23 protein-coding genes are annotated in these 18,391 nt (G+C 73.5%); 12 read left to right on the top strand and 11 right to left on the bottom strand.

Annotated features, from left to right (window positions below):
• Window positions 1-23 precede the first annotated feature (23 nt).
• A complete protein-coding gene (locus tag LZ495_RS39370; RefSeq protein WP_235058022.1) occupies window positions 24-959 on the top strand; it encodes a TY-Chap domain-containing protein in 936 nt (311 codons plus the stop codon).
• A gap of 18 nt (window positions 960-977) precedes the next feature.
• Here LZ495_RS39370 and LZ495_RS39365 read toward each other — a convergent pair whose 3' ends face one another.
• The 3 genes from LZ495_RS39365 to LZ495_RS39355 form a co-directional block, all read right to left on the bottom strand.
• A complete protein-coding gene (locus tag LZ495_RS39365; protein WP_235058021.1) occupies window positions 978-2,030 on the bottom strand; it encodes an Hsp70 family protein in 1,053 nt (350 codons plus the stop codon).
• Between the two features lie 139 nt (window positions 2,031-2,169).
• Complete coding sequence (locus tag LZ495_RS39360) at window positions 2,170-2,376, bottom strand: hypothetical protein (protein ID WP_235058020.1); 207 nt, start codon at window positions 2,374-2,376, stop codon at window positions 2,170-2,172.
• On the bottom strand, window positions 2,373-2,891 hold the full coding sequence (locus tag LZ495_RS39355) for a carboxymuconolactone decarboxylase family protein (RefSeq protein ID WP_235058019.1): 519 nt from the start codon (window positions 2,889-2,891) through the stop codon (window positions 2,373-2,375). The genes LZ495_RS39360 and LZ495_RS39355 overlap by 4 nt, the downstream gene beginning before the upstream one ends.
• A gap of 98 nt (window positions 2,892-2,989) precedes the next feature.
• Between LZ495_RS39355 and LZ495_RS39350 the strand changes: the two genes are divergently transcribed.
• Together LZ495_RS39350 and LZ495_RS39345 are read left to right on the top strand one after the other, a co-directional pair.
• Window positions 2,990-3,580, top strand: coding sequence for a TetR/AcrR family transcriptional regulator (locus LZ495_RS39350; RefSeq protein WP_235058018.1), 591 nt, complete (start codon window positions 2,990-2,992; stop codon window positions 3,578-3,580).
• Between the two features lie 93 nt (window positions 3,581-3,673).
• On the top strand, window positions 3,674-4,024 hold the full coding sequence (locus tag LZ495_RS39345) for a 5-carboxymethyl-2-hydroxymuconate Delta-isomerase (protein WP_235058017.1): 351 nt from the start codon (window positions 3,674-3,676) through the stop codon (window positions 4,022-4,024).
• A gap of 27 nt (window positions 4,025-4,051) precedes the next feature.
• Here LZ495_RS39345 and LZ495_RS39340 read toward each other — a convergent pair whose 3' ends face one another.
• Entirely contained in the window at window positions 4,052-4,564 is a 513-nt protein-coding gene (locus LZ495_RS39340; RefSeq protein WP_235058016.1) for a L,D-transpeptidase, read from the bottom strand.
• Between the two features lie 216 nt (window positions 4,565-4,780).
• On the opposite strand from LZ495_RS39340, the gene LZ495_RS39335 reads away from it, so the two are divergent.
• Window positions 4,781-4,990: a hypothetical protein gene (locus LZ495_RS39335; protein WP_235058015.1), complete on the top strand. Its 210-nt coding sequence runs from the start codon at window positions 4,781-4,783 to the stop codon at window positions 4,988-4,990.
• A gap of 26 nt (window positions 4,991-5,016) precedes the next feature.
• On the opposite strand, the gene LZ495_RS39330 is transcribed toward LZ495_RS39335, so the two are convergent.
• Both LZ495_RS39330 and LZ495_RS39325 read right to left on the bottom strand, forming a co-directional pair.
• The gene (locus tag LZ495_RS39330) at window positions 5,017-5,811 is read right to left on the bottom strand and encodes an ABC transporter permease (protein ID WP_235058062.1); all 795 of its coding nucleotides are present in this window, start codon (window positions 5,809-5,811) and stop codon (window positions 5,017-5,019) included.
• Between the two features lie 2 nt (window positions 5,812-5,813).
• Window positions 5,814-6,722, bottom strand: a complete 909-nt coding sequence (locus LZ495_RS39325) for an ABC transporter ATP-binding protein (RefSeq protein ID WP_235058014.1) — start codon at window positions 6,720-6,722, stop codon at window positions 5,814-5,816.
• 121 nt (window positions 6,723-6,843) lie between these two features.
• Between LZ495_RS39325 and LZ495_RS39320 the strand changes: the two genes are divergently transcribed.
• Both LZ495_RS39320 and LZ495_RS39315 read left to right on the top strand, forming a co-directional pair.
• Window positions 6,844-7,950 carry a sensor histidine kinase gene (locus LZ495_RS39320; RefSeq protein ID WP_235058013.1) on the top strand — a complete coding sequence of 369 codons (1,107 nt, stop codon included), beginning with the start codon at window positions 6,844-6,846 and terminating at the stop codon, window positions 7,948-7,950.
• Window positions 7,947-8,609: a response regulator gene (locus tag LZ495_RS39315; protein WP_235058012.1), complete on the top strand. Its 663-nt coding sequence runs from the start codon at window positions 7,947-7,949 to the stop codon at window positions 8,607-8,609. Before LZ495_RS39320 ends, LZ495_RS39315 begins: the two co-directional genes overlap by 4 nt.
• A gap of 34 nt (window positions 8,610-8,643) precedes the next feature.
• On the opposite strand, the gene LZ495_RS39310 is transcribed toward LZ495_RS39315, so the two are convergent.
• A complete protein-coding gene (locus LZ495_RS39310; RefSeq protein ID WP_235058011.1) occupies window positions 8,644-9,852 on the bottom strand; it encodes an aminotransferase class V-fold PLP-dependent enzyme in 1,209 nt (402 codons plus the stop codon).
• A gap of 175 nt (window positions 9,853-10,027) precedes the next feature.
• Between LZ495_RS39310 and LZ495_RS39305 the strand changes: the two genes are divergently transcribed.
• Together LZ495_RS39305 and LZ495_RS39300 are read left to right on the top strand one after the other, a co-directional pair.
• Window positions 10,028-10,483: a tellurite resistance TerB family protein gene (locus LZ495_RS39305; RefSeq protein WP_235058010.1), complete on the top strand. Its 456-nt coding sequence runs from the start codon at window positions 10,028-10,030 to the stop codon at window positions 10,481-10,483.
• Window positions 10,484-10,569: 86 nt separating this feature from the next.
• Window positions 10,570-11,247 carry a TetR/AcrR family transcriptional regulator gene (locus LZ495_RS39300; RefSeq protein ID WP_235058009.1) on the top strand — a complete coding sequence of 226 codons (678 nt, stop codon included), beginning with the start codon at window positions 10,570-10,572 and terminating at the stop codon, window positions 11,245-11,247.
• 18 nt (window positions 11,248-11,265) lie between these two features.
• On the opposite strand, the gene LZ495_RS39295 is transcribed toward LZ495_RS39300, so the two are convergent.
• The 3 genes from LZ495_RS39295 to LZ495_RS39285 form a co-directional block, all read right to left on the bottom strand.
• Entirely contained in the window at window positions 11,266-12,060 is a 795-nt protein-coding gene (locus LZ495_RS39295) for an anti-sigma factor family protein (protein WP_235058008.1), read from the bottom strand.
• Entirely contained in the window at window positions 12,057-12,716 is a 660-nt protein-coding gene (locus LZ495_RS39290) for a sigma-70 family RNA polymerase sigma factor (RefSeq protein WP_268823945.1), read from the bottom strand. Before LZ495_RS39290 ends, LZ495_RS39295 begins: the two co-directional genes overlap by 4 nt.
• Window positions 12,717-12,843: 127 nt before the next feature.
• Window positions 12,844-13,446 carry a HutD/Ves family protein gene (locus LZ495_RS39285; protein WP_235058007.1) on the bottom strand — a complete coding sequence of 201 codons (603 nt, stop codon included), beginning with the start codon at window positions 13,444-13,446 and terminating at the stop codon, window positions 12,844-12,846.
• A 200-nt stretch (window positions 13,447-13,646) separates the two neighbouring features.
• Here LZ495_RS39285 and LZ495_RS39280 point away from each other — a divergent pair, with 200 nt between their 5' ends.
• Window positions 13,647-14,480, top strand: coding sequence for a DUF1206 domain-containing protein (locus tag LZ495_RS39280; protein WP_235058006.1), 834 nt, complete (start codon window positions 13,647-13,649; stop codon window positions 14,478-14,480).
• A 172-nt stretch (window positions 14,481-14,652) separates the two neighbouring features.
• A complete protein-coding gene (locus tag LZ495_RS39275) occupies window positions 14,653-14,901 on the top strand; it encodes a hypothetical protein (RefSeq protein WP_235058005.1) in 249 nt (82 codons plus the stop codon).
• A 5-nt stretch (window positions 14,902-14,906) separates the two neighbouring features.
• Here LZ495_RS39275 and LZ495_RS39270 read toward each other — a convergent pair whose 3' ends face one another.
• Window positions 14,907-15,989 carry a YhaZ family DNA alkylation repair protein gene (locus LZ495_RS39270; protein WP_235058004.1) on the bottom strand — a complete coding sequence of 361 codons (1,083 nt, stop codon included), beginning with the start codon at window positions 15,987-15,989 and terminating at the stop codon, window positions 14,907-14,909.
• 171 nt (window positions 15,990-16,160) lie between these two features.
• On the opposite strand from LZ495_RS39270, the gene LZ495_RS39265 reads away from it, so the two are divergent.
• Together LZ495_RS39265 and LZ495_RS39260 are read left to right on the top strand one after the other, a co-directional pair.
• Window positions 16,161-17,585, top strand: coding sequence for a sensor histidine kinase (locus LZ495_RS39265; protein WP_268823944.1), 1,425 nt, complete (start codon window positions 16,161-16,163; stop codon window positions 17,583-17,585).
• Window positions 17,586-17,598: 13 nt separating this feature from the next.
• Complete coding sequence (locus LZ495_RS39260) at window positions 17,599-18,243, top strand: response regulator transcription factor (RefSeq protein WP_235058003.1); 645 nt, start codon at window positions 17,599-17,601, stop codon at window positions 18,241-18,243.
• Window positions 18,244-18,391: the final 148 nt, after the last annotated feature.

Here is an 18,391-nt window from a genome sequence, read left to right as displayed (position 1 = left end):
GCCGACCCGGCATGCTGTCGGCCATGGCGACCAAGGAACCGAGCGTGTGGGACGCCCTGTTGCGGAGCGGAAGCGACGGCGTCCCGGCCGTGGCGGACCTCCTCTGGGGCGAGGAAGTGGCGGCCCAGGACCGCGTCCGGATCGGCCCGCCCGACGACGCCGCATCGGTCACCCTCACCAGATACAGCGACCGCCACGTCATCGCCGAGGTCTTCCTCCCCGAAGGCGAGGAACTGACCAGGGACCAGGAACAGCAACTCACCGCCCTCGGCTGGGAACAGACCGAATCGGGCACATCCCCGATCCGGCCTACCTGGTGCCTCGAATGGCGCTGGTACGCCGACGCCGAGACCCGCGCACCGCGCGGCCGCGCCATCGTGGCCGCACTCCGCGACGTCCTCGCACTGCCCGCCGACCGGCTGACGGTACGCGGCTGGGGCAACGACGGGCCCTTCCGCGCCTACGGCTTCGAAGAGTTCGACGACCGCCCCAGCCTGCGCGCCGCGACCGGCCCCTGCACCGACTGGCACGACCTCCGCACCAGGCTCGACTGGGTCCTCTCCACCCTCCCCGCCGACGCCGCCGTCGTGATCGCCGGCCCCGGCAACAGCGTCGTGCAGTTCATGACCACCTTCGGCAGCACCGTCCACACCAGCGCCATGGACAGCACCCTCGACGCCGCCGACCTGCCCACCCGCGAATCCCCGGGCGACGAACGCCACCGCACCTTCTTCGACGACGGCTGGGAGCCCAGCATCTTCACCGCGGGCATGGCCGAATGGACCCTCGGCGAACCCGTCATCCACGCCGGCGCCGGCCCCCTGGCCCGCAAAGCCGTCACCGCCCTCCGCCTCCTCGGCGCCGGCACCCCCAAAGACCTCCGCATACGAGCCTTCCGCAACGGCCGCCGCCCCGACCCCGACTACGTCTTCACCGAACTGGGCCTCGAACGCCTCTGACCCCGGCCCGGGGAGGCGTCAGCGGAGGTGCCAGGCGTGGAGGGCGGCGCCGAGGGCGGTTGATTCCTGGGGGTGGGGGCCGGGGGTCGGGGGGATGGCGAGGTGGGTGGGGATCGCGGTGGCGATGGCGGGGGTCAGGGTGCCGCCGCCGGTCAGGATCAGGGCGTCCAGGTCGGTCGGGGCGAGGTCTGCTCGGTCGAGGGTGGGAGCGAGGGCGGCTACTGCTTCGTCGACGAGGTGGGCGGTCATGGCGGTGAACCGGGCGCGGGTGATCGTGGCGTCGGCGTGTACCGGGTTGCGGCCGTTCTTGGCCAGGTAGGGGATGTCCACGGACGCCGAGTCGCGGGTGGTGAGTCGGATCTTGGCTGCCTCGGCGGCTTCGAAGACGCGTTGCCAGGCGAGGGGGTCGCGGCGGGCGTCGAAGCCGTGCGCGGCGTGGACGGAGGCGGCGACCTCTTCGGCGATGGCGTAAGTCCAGTGGTCGCCGCCGAGCGGGCGGCTGATGGGGGTGCCGAGGATGGTCGTCCGGCCGTCACTGATCTGCAGGGCCGTGACCTCGAGGGTGGTGCCGCCGAGGATCACCACGAGGGCCCGCGCCTGCGATGCCTGGTCCAGGCCGTGTGCGGTGGCGGCGGCTTGGGCCGCGCTCACCGTGCCGCGCACGGCGAAGCCCGCGTGGGCGACTGCGTCGCGGTAGAGCGCGAGTTGCGTCTCGTCTGCGGTGCCGGGGACCGCGACGACGGTTTCCAGGGTGCCGGAGCGGAACGGTTTGCCAAGGCCGTTGCGGATGCCGTCGGCGACGAGGCGGGCCAGTTCGTAGGGGGACGGGCCGCCAGGGATTGCTGCCGAGGGGGCCAGGCCGGGCGGCAGGCGGAACGTGCCGCCCGGGTTCGCGCCGGTCTGCCGCTGCGCCGCGGCGCCGAGCAGTGTCTTGCGGCCGTCGAACGAGACGTACGACGGGGTCGTGCGCTCCTTCTTCCCGACCGGTACGACCGCGGCTTCCCGGGCGCCGGCGGCCGCGGCCACGACCGACGTGGTGGAGCCCAGGTCGATCCCGATCGCGTGGGTCACAGTTCCTCCTCGGGGCACCGGGCGTCCTGCGCCGGCGTGGTCGGCATCCCGGCACGATAGGCCAACCGGTCCGTGACCGCGCAGCGCGTCCCGCCGGTGGATCAGGCGGGACGCGCTGCGGGAGCAAGCCGGACTCCGGTCAGGAGGCGTCCGGATGGGTGATGCGGCGGACGGCCGGGGCCGACACGATCTGGACGGTCCCGGTGCCCGGTACGCGGAGTTCGAGGTATCCGCCGGTGATCGCGAACTCGGCCTCGACGTCGGTGGTCGGCTGCCCGTCGGGGCCGGTGACCGGGTGATCGGGCAGGAGTTCGATGCGCGCGGTGCGCCGCGGGGCGGGCGTCATGCAGCCACCTCCGGGAAGTCGAGCTCCGGCTCGGCCAGGTGGTTGAAGTAGTTGCTGAGCGTGTTGAGCGCGATGTGCGCGACGACCTCGGCCAGTTCGGCGTCGGTCACGCCGGCCGCGCGGGCCTCGGCGAGTGCGTCGTCGCCGACCCGGCCCCGGGTCCGCACGAGTTCCCGGGTGAGGTGGAGGAGCGCGGCGACGTGCGGGTCGGCGTCGGACGCCTTGCGCGTGCCCACCAGCTCGTCGGCGCTGAAGCCCATCTTCGAGCCGCGCAGGGTGTGCGCGCTGACGCAGTAGGTGCAGGCGTTCTCCTGGGCGATGAGCAGGGCGAGCTGCTCGCGGACCCGGGCACTGAGGACGCCCTCGGTGAGCGCGTCGCGCATGGCCAGGTACCCGGCGAGCGCCTGCGGGCCGTTGGCGAGCGTCGCGTACAGGTTGGGGACGCGGCCGAGGCTGCGGCGCGTCGCGTCGAGCAGGCCGCCGGGGTCGTCGGCGACGAGGGGGATGCGGGGCATGGCGTGTCGCTCCAAACGGTACTGATCGGTTCCGTTCTGACGGCATGGACGGTACCGACCGGTTCCGTTTTCGGTCAAGGGCGATTAGGCTGGCGGGCATGCCAGTCCAAGCACGCGAACGCCTGCTCCGCACCGCCGAGGAGCTCTTCTACGCCGACGGGATCAGGGCGGTCGGAGTCGAGCGCATCCTCGGCGAGTCCGGCGTCGGCCGCGCGTCGTTCTACCGGCACTTCCCCGGCAAGGACGACCTCGTCGTCGCGGTCCTCGAAGGCCGCGACGTGCGGTGGCGCGCCTGGCTGGCCGAACGCGTCGAGGCGCAGGGCGGCGGACCGCTCGCGGTGTTCGACGCCCTGGCCGAACGCTTCGCGGCCGCCGACTTCCGCGGCTGCGCGTTCATCAACACGATGGTCGAGTCGGCGGACCCGGACAGCGCCGCGCACCGCGTCGCGGCGGGCCACAAAGCGGCGGTCATCGCGTACGTACGCGGCCTGCTGGCCGCCGACGGAGTCTCCGAACCAGGCGTGCTCGCCGAGCATTTCGTCCTGCTCATGGACGGCGCGATCGTCACTGCACTGCGCGAGCGCACTCCGGACGCGGCGGACCGGGCCCGCAGGGTTGCCGCAGCGCTGCTCGGGGCCGCGGACCGCGCGGCCGCCGGGGCCGACACGGCAGGGCCCGGCGCGCGATAGCGTCGTGATCATCACCGGCCGCCGCCCGCAGGTACGCGGTCCGTGCCGGTGCGTGCTGTCCGCTCGTAGTTCCCGCTGCCGCCGGAGGTCCGTGTGCCGCAGATCCTGGTCGACTACTCGGCCGAGCTGACCTTCGACCGCCTTGCGCTCGCCAAGGAGTTGCACGGGCTGATCGCCGACGTCATCGACACCACGGTCCCGGAGTGCAAGACGGTGTTCCGGCCCGCCTCGGACCACCTGGTCGGGGACGGCAGCGAGGGTCGCGCGGTGGTGCTCGCCGAGATCAAGATCCTCGCGGGCCGCGGCGTAGAACTGCGCGCCGAGTTGTCCGCGCAGGTCCTCGACCTGCTGCAGCGCCACGTGGACGCCCCCGCCGCGGTCGCCGTCCAGATCACCGAACTCGACCGCGCCACCTACCGCCTGGCCATGCACCCGGGCCGCTGACGGCCCGAGCGCACCTGGCGGCGGGGGTCAGGGCCGGCGGCCCCAGATGTACACGCGGTCGCCGTTGCGGGTCAGCGAGAACACTTTCTTGGCATCCGCGTGCCGCATGTTCACGCAGCCGTGCGAGCCCGGCGGGTTCGTGATCGCCCCCGCGTACGCGTGCAGCGCCTGACCGCCGTCGAAGTACTGCGCGTACGGCATCGACACGTGGTAGAGCCGCGAGTAGTCCTTCTCGTACTTCGCGAAGATCTTCTTCATCCCGGTACGCGTGGCAAAGCCCTTGCGGCCGCTGCGGATCGGCACCGGCCCGAACGTGCGCTTGCCGGACGCGTCCTGCATCCACAGGCTCTGCCGGTTCAGGTCCACGCACACGATCCGCACGTAGCCCTTCGGGCACGGGTTCGACGCCGCGGGCGCCGCCTCGACGGCCGGGGCCAGCGCCGCGACCAGCGCACCCGCCATGGACACCGACACGAGTGCGTGCCGCACCGGACGCGAAAGCCCCGACCGATGCACGGCGGTACGCAGGACGGACGGCATGGCAGACTCCGGTTCGCTCGGCCGGCGCGGACCCTTGCGGCCGGGCGCCGGGGCCAGCATCCCGGCCCGCCCCGGCCCCGCGCACCTTCGCGGTCACCCGGGAGGAGTACGGGATTCCCGGCCCCGTCCGAGGTCGATGGCACGACCTACTTTCGTCGCACCGCCCGGAACCTCCGGCGCTAGGCTCGGCCCCCGCCCGCCGGACACGATCGACGCGTGAAGAAATTCCTGGAGACCGTCGGCTTCCTGTTCGCCATCGCCGGTGCCGCGGGCATCGTGCACCACTTCTTCGGCTGGTTCCGGCTGTGGACGTTCACCCGCCACCTCACCTTCCTGGGCGACTTCCAGCTGTGGGTGAACCCGATCCTGCTCGTCCTGGGCGTGGTACTGATGATCGCCGCGGACGGGGTACACCAGCGCCGCTGAAGCCCCGCGGCCGGCGCCGCGGCCGTTCAGACGTCGCGGCGCTCGGCCGGCAGCAGCCCGGCGGCCAGTGCGGCCGCGGCGTACCCGGCCAGGACGAGTGCCGCGACGGGCACGCCGGGCCGCGGGTCCGGCTGCAGCGCGGTCAGCGAATCGGCCAGCCCGACGAAGGTGTAGCGCCCGACACCGTCCCGCATCGACGCCGGGAACACCGCCGGCAGCGCGCTCATCACCACGAAGGTCACCGCCAGGAACACCGTCACCGACGCGGCCGTGCGGCGCACCACCGTGCCGACCGCGAACCCGAACACCGCGATGAACACGCTGTAGCCGACCAGGCCGAGCAGTGCCCGCCAGGCACCGCCGTCGCCCGGCCCGATGGCCAGGGCGTCCGGCAGGACCGCCTGGGTCAGGAAGAACGTCCCGAACGCCAGGACCGCCGCCGCGACCGCGGCCACCGGGACCAGCACCGCGAGCTTGGCGGCCAGGAGCCGACGACGCCGCGGCACCGCGACGAGCGAGCTGCGGATCTGCCCCGACGAGAACTCCGCACTGATCACCAGCACCCCGAGCACGCCGAACGCGAACTGCGCCAGCAGCATGCCGCGCAGCGGTTCGAGCGGGTCGAAACCGCCGTCCGCGACCTCCCAGGCCTTGGGCAGCGCGGCATCCGCAGGATCGGCCGACGCCGCAGCCAGTACCCCGAACACGGGCACCAAGACGGCCGCCGTCCCCAGGCACCACCAAGTCGAGCGCACCGACCACAGCTTGATCCACTCCGCGCGCAGCGCATGCCGGAACTCCGCCGGCCCGACCCGACCCATGATCACGACCCGACCTCCTGGGCACGGTGCTCGACGCTGCCGCCGGTGAGTTCCAGATACGCGTCCTCCAACGACGCCTGCCGCTCGGCCAGCCGGACCACCGCGATCCCGGCCCCGTGCAGCACCTCGCCGACCCGGTCGGCACTCAGCCCGCGCACCACCAGGCCGGTCCGGTCCGCGGCCACCGTGCCGCCCGCGGCCGCCAGTTGCGCGACCGCATGGCCGCGGTCCGAGTCCGGCACCTGCACATCGACGGACGCAGCCGCCACCAGTTCGCGGATCGGGGCGTCGGCCAGCAGCCTGCCGCGGCCGATCACCACGAGATGGTCGGCGGTGTTCTGCATCTCGGCCATCAGATGCGACGACACGAACACCGTCCGGCCTTCGGCGGCCAAGTCGCGCATCAGCGTCCGGACCCATTGGATGCCCTCCGGGTCCAGCCCGTTGACCGGCTCGTCGAACATCAGCACCCACGGATCGCCGAGCAGCGCCGCGGCGATCCCGAGCCGCTGGCGCATCCCCAGGCTGAACGTGCGGATCCGGCGGCCCGCGACGCCGGCCAGCCCGACGCGTTCCAGACACGCGTCCACCCGCCGGTCGCCGATGCCGTTCGCCGCCGCGAGCGACCGCAGATGGTTGCGGGCCGACCGCCCGGGGTGCACCGCCGCGGCATCCAGCAGCGCGCCGACCCGGGTCAGCGGCCGGTCGTGCGCACGCAGCGGCCGCCCGTCGATCAGTACGCGGCCCTCCTGCGGGTGTTCCAGGCCCAAGGCCAGGCGCATCGTCGTCGACTTGCCCGCGCCGTTCGGCCCGAGGAACCCGGTGACGCCCCCGGGGCGGACCGCGAACGTGAGCCCGTCGACGGCCGTGGTCCTGCCGTACCGCTTGACCAGACCGGTGATCTCGATCATTTCGACCTCCCGGACCCACCCTCGCCGACCGGGCCGCCCCGGCACTTCCCCCCACGGTCCCGACCCCGGTCGGGACCGTGGGGGGAACCGGCGCCGCCCGGCCAGGCGGTACGGTCGGCCGATGATCGAACTGCGGCCGTGGCACTGGGTGGCGCTGGATGCCGTCGCGGTGCTGCTGCTGGCCGTGCTCGCCGCGGACGGCGACGGCGAACCGGGCCTGTTCCTGCCGCTGTTCCTGGTCACCGCGCCGGTCCTGCTGCGCCGCAAATACCCGGTGCCGGTGCTGATCTGGACGAACGCCATCACCTATTTGTTCGTCCTCAAGCTGGAACCCAGCCTGCTGCCCGCGGCCTGGATGCTGGCGTCCTACTCGGCCGCCGTCCGGTCCCGCCGCGCCGCGGTCGTCACCGGGATCGGCACCTGGCTGCTCGCCCAGGGGATCGTGCTGCACCAAGGCGGCATGACCCCGCTGCAACTGGCCGTCATGCCGGCCATCATCGCGCTGCCGCCTTGCCTGGTCGCCGACATCGTCCGGCAGCGCCGCACCTGGCGTACCGCGTTCGCCGACCAGCAGCGCCGGCGTGCGGATGCCGAGGCCGAGGCCCGCATCGCCGCGGAACGCCTCACCATCGCCCGCGAACTGCACGACGTCGTCGCGCACGGCGTGACCCTGATGACCGTCCAGGCGGGCATCGCCCGGCTCCGCTCCGCGCCCGACGACCCGCTGCACGACGTCGTCGCGACGATCGAGCAGACCGGACGCTCCTCGCTCGCCGAGATGCGCCGCCTCATGAACCTGCTGCGCGGCGACGACACCGACGGCCTCGCCCCGCAGCCCGGCCTCGCCGACCTGGGCGGCCTCGTCGCCGCCGCGTCGGCGGCCGGGCTGCGTACCGAGATCGCGGTCCACGGCACGCCGCGCGGGCTGCCGCCCGGCGCCGACCTGGCCGCCTACCGGATCGCCCAGGAAGCCCTCACCAACGCCGTCAAGCACGCCGCGACCAGGACCGCGGCGGTCACCGTCGGGCACGAGGACGACGGCATCCGCCTCCGGGTCGCCAACCCGGGACCGGCCGCCACCGCCCGGACCGGCCAAGGCATATCGGGCATGCAGGAACGCGCCCGCCTCTACGGCGGCACCGTGCACGCCGGCCCCACCCCGCCGGACGGCTGGCAGGTCGAGGCCTGGATCCCGTACCGCTCCGCACCGCACGAGGACCGCCCATGATCCGCCTGCTGATCGCCGACGACCAGGCCCTCCTGCGCGCCTCGCTGGCCGCGCTGCTCGGCACCGAGCCCGGCATGGAAGTCGCGGGCACCGCGGAGAACGGCGTCCAGGCCGTGGAACTCGCCGCCGCGCTGCGCCCCGACGTGGTCCTGATGGACGTCCGCATGCCCGGCATGAACGGCATCGACGCGACCCGCGCGATCACCGCGGACCCGGCGGTCCGCGTGGTCATCCTGACCTCGTTCGACCTCGACGAGTACGTCTTCGCCGGGCTGCGCGCCGGGGCAAGCGGCTTCCTCCTCAAGGACTCCCCGCCCGAGGACCTGCTCACCGCGATCCGCGTGGTCGCGGCCGGCGAGGCACTGCTCACCCCCGCGGCGACCCGGCGCCTCATCGACCGCTTCACCGCCACCCCCGCGACCCGCGCCGACGACGCCTTCCCGAGCCCGGCCCGGCAGGTCCTGGCCACCCTCACCGACCGGGAACGCGACGTCCTGGACCGGGTGGCACGCGGCATGTCCAACGCCGAGACCGCCGCCGACCTGGTGCTGGCCACCAGCACCGTCAAGACGCACCTGACGAACCTGCTGGCCAAGACCGGGGCCCGGGACCGCGCCCAACTGGTGATCTTCGCCTACGAGTCCGGCATGGTCGCCTGACGCGACCGGCGCCGCGTCCCGGGGCGTGCCGTGCTCAGCGGGCCAGAGCTGCCGCCAGCGCCGCCACGGTCGCCATGTCCGAGCCGAGCAGCGGCGACACCCGCAGCACCGGCGTGGGCATGTCGGACGGAGCGCGGCTGACCGGGATCGCCCCCACGGTGATGCCCGCCGCCCGCGCCTTGGCCGCAGCTTCCTGGACCGCGGCCTGAGGGTCTGCCCCGGCCGGGGGCCGCAGCGTCACGATCGCGCTGGGTTCGCCGAGCGGTTCGACCGCGCGCCAGCCGCCGACGCCGTCGAGCGTGTGGCGGACGGCCTGCCCGGCCGCCGCGAGGCGGGCATACGCGCGTCCCGGACCGGCCGCCCGGTGCTCCTGGACCGCGACCGCCAGTCCCACACGGCCCGCGACGGACGCCTCGTCCGTCTGGAAGCGCAGCGCCCCCGCGACCGGCGCGCCTTCGGGGCGGTCCCAGGTGTGCGACTGCACGGAGGGCGCGAACCCGTCCGGCCCGGCGCCCTCGGCCAGCCCTGGCATGATCACGAAGCCCACGCCGCGCGGGCCCGCCAGCCACTTGCGGGACGTCCCGACGTACGCCGCCGCATCCACGCCGCCCACCTCGACATGGCCCAGCGACTGGCAGATGTCGAGGACCAGCGGAACGCCCGCGCCCCGGCACAGTGCCCCGGCCTCCTGGGCGGGCTGCACGATGCCGTGCTGCGACGCGATGTGCGGGAAGACGACCAGGTCCAGCCCGCGCGCCAATTCGTCGGCGAGCGCCTCCAGGTCCAGACGCGAATGCCCGTCCGCGGCAAGCTCGACCAGCGTCCAACCGCGCTGCGCGACCAGCCGGTTCAGCAGCATCCGGTTGCTGCCGAACTCGGCGCGCAGCACCCCGACCCGCGCCCCCGCGCCCAGCCGCAGACCGCCGAGCAGCACGGCCATCGCCACCGTGCCGCTCTCCACGAACCCCACGTCCTGCGCGGCGAGTCCGACGTACGCGGCGATCGCCGCACGCCCCGCATCCAGCACCGGCCCGGCCTGCGCGGCCGCCTCGTAGCCGCCGACCGAGCGCTCCAGGTCCAGGTGCCCGGCCATCGCCGCCAGCACGGCATCGCTGGGCACGTTGCAGGCCGCCGCATTCAGGTAGCCCGGCGGGACGGCCGCACGCGCGGTCCGCCACGCCTCGGCCAGATCCTCGTGCGGCCACGGCTGCTCCGCGACGCCGGTGCGTTCGGTGAGAGTCATGGCCAGATCGTCGCACCCGGACCGCACCGGCCCCGCACATGATCCATCCGGCGCGGCGACCACCGCGCCGGCGGGCGGGAACCGGAGGATGGCGGCAACCGTTTGATGCGTGGATCGACGAATCCCGGGCGACCGCCGCCCGGGGCGGGTGCGGCCGCCGACCGGGGAGAGACACATGGCCCTGTGGGACAAGTTCAAGCAGTCCGCGCAGAGCATGCAGGCGCAATTGCTCGCGAAGAAGAAGGACCTGACCAGTGGCGCGTTCCGGGACGCCAGTATGGCCATGTGCGCGCTGGTGGCGGCGGCCGACGGCACGATCGACGAGTCCGAGACCCAGAAGGTCGCCCAGCTGATCGCCACCAACGAAGTCCTGCAGAACTTCGACAAGGACGACCTGCAGCGCCGGTTCTACGCCTACGCCGGGCAGCTCGGGACGGACTTCCAGGTCGGCAAGATCCAGGTCATGCAGGAGATCGCCAAGGCCAAGAAGAAGCCCGACGAGGCCCGCGCGGTGATCCAGATCGGCATCGTCATCGGCGGCGCGGACGGGCACTTCGACCCGCAGGAGCGCGCAATCGTCCGCGAGGTGTGCTTCGCCCTGGGGCTGCCGGCCGCGGAGTTCGGCCTCTGAGCCGACCGGTGCCGCAGGTCGGCGGCGGACAGGGTAGAAGACCTGCGGTCTCTTAACAACAGACCGCGGGTCCGTAGAATCGCGGCATGGCCACGTTCCAACGCGCGCGCAGCGACGAACAGCGCGAGATCCGCCGCCGGGCGATCCTCGACACCGCGAGCACGATGCTCACCGAGATGCCCGTCGCCGAACTGAGCCTCAACGAGCTGAGCCGCCGCGTCGGCCTGGCCAAGTCCAACGTGCTGCGCTACTTCGAATCGCGCGAGGCCGTGCTCCTGGACCTGCTGGACGCCGCGGTCCGGGACTGGCTCGCGCAGTACGAGGCGGACCTGGCCGCCGCCGTCACCGCGGATGCGCCCCCGGCCCGGCGCGCCCGGCAGATCGGCACCGCCACCGCGGCCTCACTCGCCGCCCGGCCCGTGCTGTGCGACCTGGTCGCCGCCCAGGCCGCCGTACTCGAACGCAACGTCTCCGCGGAGATCGCCGCCGCCTACAAGCGCGGTGCGCATGCCAGTCTCGCCACCCTGGTCGCACTCGTCCGCCGGCACCTGCCCGAACTGGACGAGGCCGACGCGGTGCAGTTCGCCGCCTTGGCGGTGCTGACCGCCGGCGCGGTGTGGACCCACGCGCAGCCGTCCGCGGCCATGCTCGCGGCCTACGAGGCGCACCCGGAACTGGCCACTCTGCGCCTGGACTTCACCGACACGCTGAGCAGCGCGCTGGAGGTCTTGCTGCTCGGCCTGCTGGCTCGCGCGGCGGCCTGACCCGCACGGCAGCGCGGCTCAGACCGGCACCGACACCAGGGTCTTCCCGCCGACCACGCGGACCTCGACCGCCTGCACGTTGCCCTTGGTGATCGCGGTACCGCCGTGGAAGGTGAGCGGGACGGTGTTCTCCGGGACGCCGTAGCCCTTCGCGGGCACCGACCAGTTGCCGATGACCTGGCGGGTGCCGTCCTTGGCGACCACGACCATCTCGCAGTTCAACGGCCCCCTTACGCCGCCGAGTTCCAGGCCGATGTGGGTGCCCCAGCCCTTCTCCTCGAGCGCGATCGCCCCCGTGGCGCCGTCGGCCCCGGTCACCGAGCCCTGCGCGGGATGCCGCTCGCCGGTGAGCATCAGTGTCCCGGACGGCGTCGTCGGCATGACGTGCCCCGGCTCCGCGGAGGTCTGCTTGCCCGCGTCGTCCGACGAGTCGAAGCCGCCACCGATGGCCACCCCGGCGAGCACCAGCACCGCGGCGGCCGCCGCGGCGGCGAAGGCGGTCGCGGCGCGCCGGACGCGGCGGCTGCGGGCCGCGGCGAGGTCGACCACAGGAGCGACTGGCGCGACAGGCGCGACAGGCGCTTCGGGCCGGTCAGGGACAGCAGGTGCGACAGGCGGGGCCGCGGCCGTGATGGGAGTGAAGGCGTCGGCCTCGATGTCGGCGAACAGGCCCCGCATGTCGCCGATATCGGCAAGTTCCGCGGTGCACGCCGCACACCCGGCCAGGTGCGCCTCGAACGCCCGGCGGTCGTCGTCCTCCAACAGGCCGAGGGCGTAGGCGCCGACGTCGGTGTGCTCGACGGACCCGCTCATCGTTCCACCCCCCTCTCCTCGAGTGCGATCTTCAGCGCGCGCACCGCGTAATAGACCCGGGACTTCACGGTACCCACGGGGATCCCCAGGGCCTCGGCGGCCTGATTGACACTGCGGTCGCGCAGCACCGTCTCGACCAGCACCTCGCGGTGTGCGGGGGACAGCGACTGCAGCGCGTCCGCGACGACCATGCTGCGGAGCAGCGGCTCCCACTGGTCGTCCGCGGGGACGAACTCCAGCGGCTCCGGGTTGACCTCCTGGGGCCGCGCACTGCGGGCCCGGCGGTCGTCGATCACGATCCTGCGGGCCACCGTGGCCAGCCACGGCATCAGCGACTTGCCCTCACCGTCCTGGAGTCCGGTGTTCCGCCAGGCACGCAGCAGCGTCTCCTGCACGACGTCCTCGGCCCACTGCCGGTCGCCGCCGGTGTGCTTCAGGCAGAACGACAGGAGCGGGACGGCGTACTGGCGGTACATCCGCTCCATACGTATGTCGTCCGCGTCGGCTTGCTCGTCGGCTTGTTCCTCGGCGTGTTCCTCGGCCTGCTTGTCGGCCTGGTGGGCAGCTTGGCAGGCGGCGGCCGCGCCGACCTGGTCGGCAGCCGCTAAATCGCTGCGTCTTGCCGTCCGCTCGCCCCATGCGGAGAAGAACCCCATACGCGCCGACCCTCGTTTCCCCGACCCTCGCACGATTCGAGCAGGCTAGTCGCCCGGCCTCCGGGCTGTCGCCTTCGTGCGCCCGCACTGCGAGACGGCGCCGGTGCGGCGCCGGTGTGGCACCAGTTCAGCCTTCGGCGGGCCCGGCGTCCGGCGCGGGGCGGATGTCGGCCCACAGTGCGGCCGCGTCCGGGGACGCCGGCGCGGCGGTCGCAGGGGAGTGGGCGGAGTCGTGCGGCCACCACACGCCGTGGCCGGCCGCCAGCACGGTGCCGTCGTACGACCATGTGCCCTGCAGAACGTAGAACACCCCGGCGTGCCCGGGCGGCGGGGTCGCCGGGCCGGTCACGCGGCGCACGTCCGCGGCCCACCCGCCGCGGCGCGTCATGATGTTGAAGTCGCGGCTGCTGCCTCCGGTGAGCGTCGCGCCGAGCGCGATGTCGCCCGGGAATGCGAACGGCTCGCCCGCGCGGACGAGCAGATGGTCCACCCCGCCCTCGCCGACCAGGCGTACACCGTCGCCGGACAGCAGCGTGATCGACCGGTCGACGCCCGGGAACACCGAGAACGGCCCGTCCTGCGCGATCGTCGCGATGCTGGCCCGCCACCCCCAGGCCGCCGCCGGTGCCGGTCCCTCCGAGCCGGCCGGTCCGGAGGCGATCTCACGGGTCTCACCGCCCCCGTTGCGCCACGGGCTGACCGGCAGGGTCTCGACATCGAAGTGGTTCACGTGCACGCCTCCTGCGGGACGGCGCTGTCCCGCGGCATCGGATCGGGTCCGGCAGGGGGTGTGTCTCCCCGCACCGCCGCAGATCCTATGCCGCCCCGGTGCCCTGCCCTCCGAGCGGTCGGCCCGCCCCCGCAGCGGCCCGCCGCGCATCCGATAGCGGTATCCGGGCAGCGGCAACAAGGACACAGAAGGGCAGAGGCATGAAGACGAGCACAGTCAGCCCCGGCTCCACCGCCGCCGAGCAGCCCGGAGCCGGCGGAACCGCGGTGCGGGTCGCGGCCCGTTTCGGATTCGTCGCGCGCGGCGTGGTGTACATCCTGGTGGGCGCCCTGGCGCTGCAGATCGCCTTCGGGGAGCGGGACACCGAGGCGGACCGCAGCGGCGCGGTGGGCGAGTTGGCGCGGCAGCCGTTCGGCGGCGCGCTGGTCTGGGCGTTGGGCATCGGGCTGGCCTGCATGGCGCTGTGGCGGCTGTCCGAGGCCGTCTTCGGGGCCGCGGGCCCGGAAGGAGACAAAGCCTCCCGACGCCTCCTGGCGTTCGTGCGCTTCGTCTTCTACGGCTTCGTCGCGGGCTCGGTACTGGCCCTCGCCGCCGTGGGCAAGGGCAACGAGTCGAGCGACAAGCAGTCCAAGGACGTCACCGCCGACGTACTCGACCTCCCCGCCGGGCGCTGGCTGGTCGGCATCGCCGGACTCGGGATCGCGATCGCCGGCATCTGGATCGGCATACGCGCGGCCCTGCGGAAGTTCCGCAAGCGCATGGAGACCGGGAAGATCCCCGAGCACCTGCGCAAGGCCGTGGACTTCGTGGGCGTCGCCGGCGGAGTGAGCCGCGGCGCGGTCTTCACCGCGGCCGGCATCTTCGCGGTCACCGCGGCCAAGGACTACAACCCGGACAAGGCCAAGGGCGTCGACGACACGCTCAGGTCGTTCGCCGGCACCCCGGCCGGCCCTTGGCTGCTGGTCGCCGTCGCGGCCGGGCTCGTCCTGTTCGGGGTCTTCTCGTTCGCCATGGCCCGGTGGCGCGAGCTCTGAGGTACGAACTCCCCTGCGCAGCAAGGCCGAACGAGGGTTGACCGGTGCGCCCGGCGGCAATGAAGCGGACATAAGGGCCGAAGGGCGGCACGCGTCCCCGCAGACCGCCCGCAGCGGCATCGGACGGTTCGCACACGCACGGCACTCAGGGTCTCGTCGGGGGAGGATGACTTTGGCCAAGTGTCAGCATTCGACGCGCTCCAGCCGCGGCGGCGTCAACTGCCGCAACCCGGCCGCGCCCGGGTCGAGGTTCTGCGCGCAGCACACCGGAGGCGCCGCGGCCCGGCGGCCGCGGCGCCCGCGCCGGGGCGGAGGCCGCGGACGCAGCCGTACGCGGCACTCCTCGAACGACGGCTGCGGCCTCTTCGTCCTCGGCTTCGTACTCGCGGTCGGGGCGGTCGTCGTGGGGCTGATGGTCTGACCGCGTCAGCCCGTGCGCGCCTCGACCAGGGTGAACGCGGCGGTCGCGCGCGGCTCGCCGTTCACGATGATGTCCAGCTCGCGCGGGCCGGGCGGTTCGGTGCGCGTGGTCACCGGCCGGAACGAGTGGTTCTTGGTGACCGTGAACGTCTCGTCCGCACGCGCCGCGACCCGCTCGGCCAAGTGGAACACCCGGCGCGAACCGTCCCGGCGCACCGCGTACTTGAGGATCAGCGGCCCCGGCGCACCGGCCCGCACCGTGACGGTGAACGGCAGCCGGTCGCCGACCGCGACCTCCGCGGCGACCGCCAGCGCCTCGACCGCCCCGGCTCCCGGCGCCGCTCCCACGAGGGCCAGCGCCTCCGGATGGCCGGCCCGCAACATGCCGCGCAGCGCATGCCGCAGCACGCGGTCGACATGCGTGCCGCCTTCGGCACGCCACCGGGTGAGCAGCGCGAGCGCGGCGTCCGGGTCGTCCTTCGAGAAGTCGTTGACGTGGTTGGCGACGGAACGCCGCACGTACTCGCTCGGGTCGTCCCGCAGCCGGTCCAGGATCGGCACGGTCGGCCCCGGGGCCATCAGCCACCGCACCCGCGAACCCCACGGCAGCCGCGGCCGCGAGCCTTCGGAGGCGAGCCTGCGCAGGTGCTCGTCGTCGGCGTCGGCCCAGTCGCGCATGGTCTTCAGCGCAATGTCGCCGTACCGGTCCAGGAAGGGGCGCACCGCGAACTCGCCCGTCGCATACGGGGTCAGCACCGCGATCGTGGACATGGCCTCGTCGAGGTGGTCGACGCCGTACGTGCCGACGTACTCCGTGGCGGGCCAGCCGCTCCACATGTCCAGCCGCACATGCGCGGTCGCGTCGCGCAGGACCGCCGCGGCTGCGGGGAAGGGCAGCGCGAGCGCCTCGTGCAGCGCACCGGCGACATGCCGGATGCGGTCCTTGAGCTCGCGGCCGTCCAACCCGGCGAGCGCGGCGGCGACGAACGGGTCGCGGGCCGCGCGCCCGGCGGGGGAGGCGGCGGCGATGCCGTCGGCGAGGCGGGTGACGGACCCGGTGTCGATCATGTCCTTGAGCGGCTGTGCCATGCGCGTACGGTGTCAGATCGCTCCGACAACGCGGCGACCGGACACGTCGCCGGGTGCCTTCGGCCGAGCCGCCGTGTGCCGGACCGCACTGCCGGGGTGGGGTGAGCCGTACCCCGGCACAGGGTGGGGGCGCCCTGTCGCGGTGCCGCCCGGGGCGGCCAGCATGGGCGCATGACCTCCGCATCAGAACCGCAGGGCACGGAACCCGGGCCCACGCGGCATGCCGAACCCGCCCAAGGCGTCGCGTCCGGACGGCCCGGCGGACCTGCCGCTTCCGGGAAGCCCCGTGCCCCGGGCGTCCCCCGGACCGGACCCGATGCCCGGGCCCTGCTCGTGCGGATCCTCCGCGAGCCGACCCGCGTGCGCTCGCTCCGCGAACTCCTTTACGGGCTGATCGCGTTCCCGATCGCCCTCACCCTCGCGATCGTGTTCTTCATCGCCTTCGCGGTCTCCGTCTCGCTGACCATCACCGTCGTCGGCATCCCGCTGCTCGCCGTCGTCGTCCTGCTCGGCCGCTACCAAGGCACATTCGACCGGGCCATCGGCCGCACGCTCCTCGGCGCCGACCTGGAGGGGCCGCGTCCGTTCCGGCCCCGGCCCGGCGCCTTCGGCTGGCTCGGCTCTGCCCTCGGCCACGCGGACGGCTGGCGCGGACTGGCGTACCTCGTCGTCCGCCTCCCGGTCACCTTCGTCGCATCCCTGACGGCATGGACCCTGTGGGGCGTCGGCCTCATGTTCCTCAGCTACCCGACCTGGTGGTACGTGGCCGCGACCGACGTCGACCCGGACGCCGGCGTCACGCTCGGCCAGAACCACATGGACAGCTGGTACGAGATCGCCTGGATCACCGCTATCGGCCTGGCCATGGTCCTCGTCGCCCCGTGGGCCGTCCGCCTCGTCGCCAAGGCCGACATCTGGCTCATGCGCGTACTCCTCGGCCCCACCCGCGTCTCCGAGCGCGTCCGCGACCTCGAAGAGACGCGCGCCCTCGCCGTCGACGACTCGGCCGCCCGCCTGCGCCGCATCGAACGCGACCTCCACGACGGCGCCCAGGCCCGCATCGTCGCCCTGGCCATGCACCTCAGCCAGGCGCAGGAAAGGCTCGACGAGGACGAAGGCACCCCCGACCTCACCAAGGCCCGCGCCCACGTCGACTCCGCACTCGGCAACGCCCGCCTGGCCATCACCGAACTGCGCGACCTGGCCCGCGGCATCCACCCGCCGGTCCTGGACGAAGGCCTCGACGTCGCGTTCGCCACCCTCATCGCGGGCAGTGCCGTGCCGGTCCGCATGCACGCCGACATCCCGGTCCGCCCGCCCGCCGCGGTCGAGTCCATCGCGTACTTCTGCGCCGCGGAACTCCTCACCAACGTGGCCCGGCACAGCGACGCCACCGCCGTGCAGCTCGACGTCGTCCGCACCGGTGACACCCTCGTCGTCACCGTGCAGGACAACGGCTCCGGCGGCGCCCGGGTCCGGCCCGGCGGCGGCCTCGCGGGGCTGGCCGAACGCGTCCGCACCGTCGACGGCAGCGTCCGCATCGAGAGCCCCGAGCACGGCCCCACCCGCGTGACCGTCGAGCTGCCGGCCGCCTGAGAGCATCGGGACCATGCGAATCGTGATTGCCGAGGACGCCGCGGTCCTGCGCGACGGACTCGTCCAACTCCTCACCGACCGCGGCCACGAGGTCCCCGCCGCGCTGGCCGATGCGGACGGGCTCGCCGCCGCGGTCGCCGAACACCGGCCCGACGTGATCGTCGTCGACATCCGCATGCCGCCGACGCACACCGACGAAGGGCTGCGCGCCGCGATAGAACTGCGGCGCGCCCACCCGACCCTGGGCGTCCTCGTCTTCTCGCAGTACGTCGAGACCCGCTACGCCGCCCGGCTGCTCGCCGAGAACGCCGCGGGCGTGGGCTACCTGCTCAAGGAACGCGTCGTGGACGTCCGCGACTTCGTCGACGCCCTCGCGCGCGTGGCGGCCGGCGGCACCGCGCTCGACCCCGAGGTCGTCGGCCAACTCCTCGGCGCGGGCCGCCGCGTCGACGCCCTCGACACACTCACCCCGCGCGAGCGCGACGTCCTCGGCCTGATGGCCGAAGGCCGCTCGAACGCCGCCATCGCCAAGGGCCTGAAGGTCAGCGACCGGGCCGTCGAGAAGCACATCGGCAGCATCTTCACCAAGCTCGACCTGCCGCCCTCCGACGAGGACCACCGGCGCGTCATGGCGGTGCTGAAGTTCCTGCGGGGGTGATCCCTTCCGGGTACGGAGCGCCGCACCCGGAAGGGATCGCACGGTCAGGACGCGGGAGCCGACCGCGCGGCCCGCGCCTTCCTGATCCGGGCCTCCGCACTCGCCCCGGAAGCCGGCGCCGAAGCCGAGTCCGCCCTGGACTTCGGCT

The sequence above is a fragment of the Yinghuangia soli genome (assembly GCF_021502675.1).
GTDB classification, from domain to species: domain Bacteria; phylum Actinomycetota; class Actinomycetes; order Streptomycetales; family Streptomycetaceae; genus Yinghuangia; species Yinghuangia soli.
The sequence above is the reverse complement of the archived record's forward strand: the minus strand, read 5'-3'. Positions and strand labels throughout refer to the sequence as shown.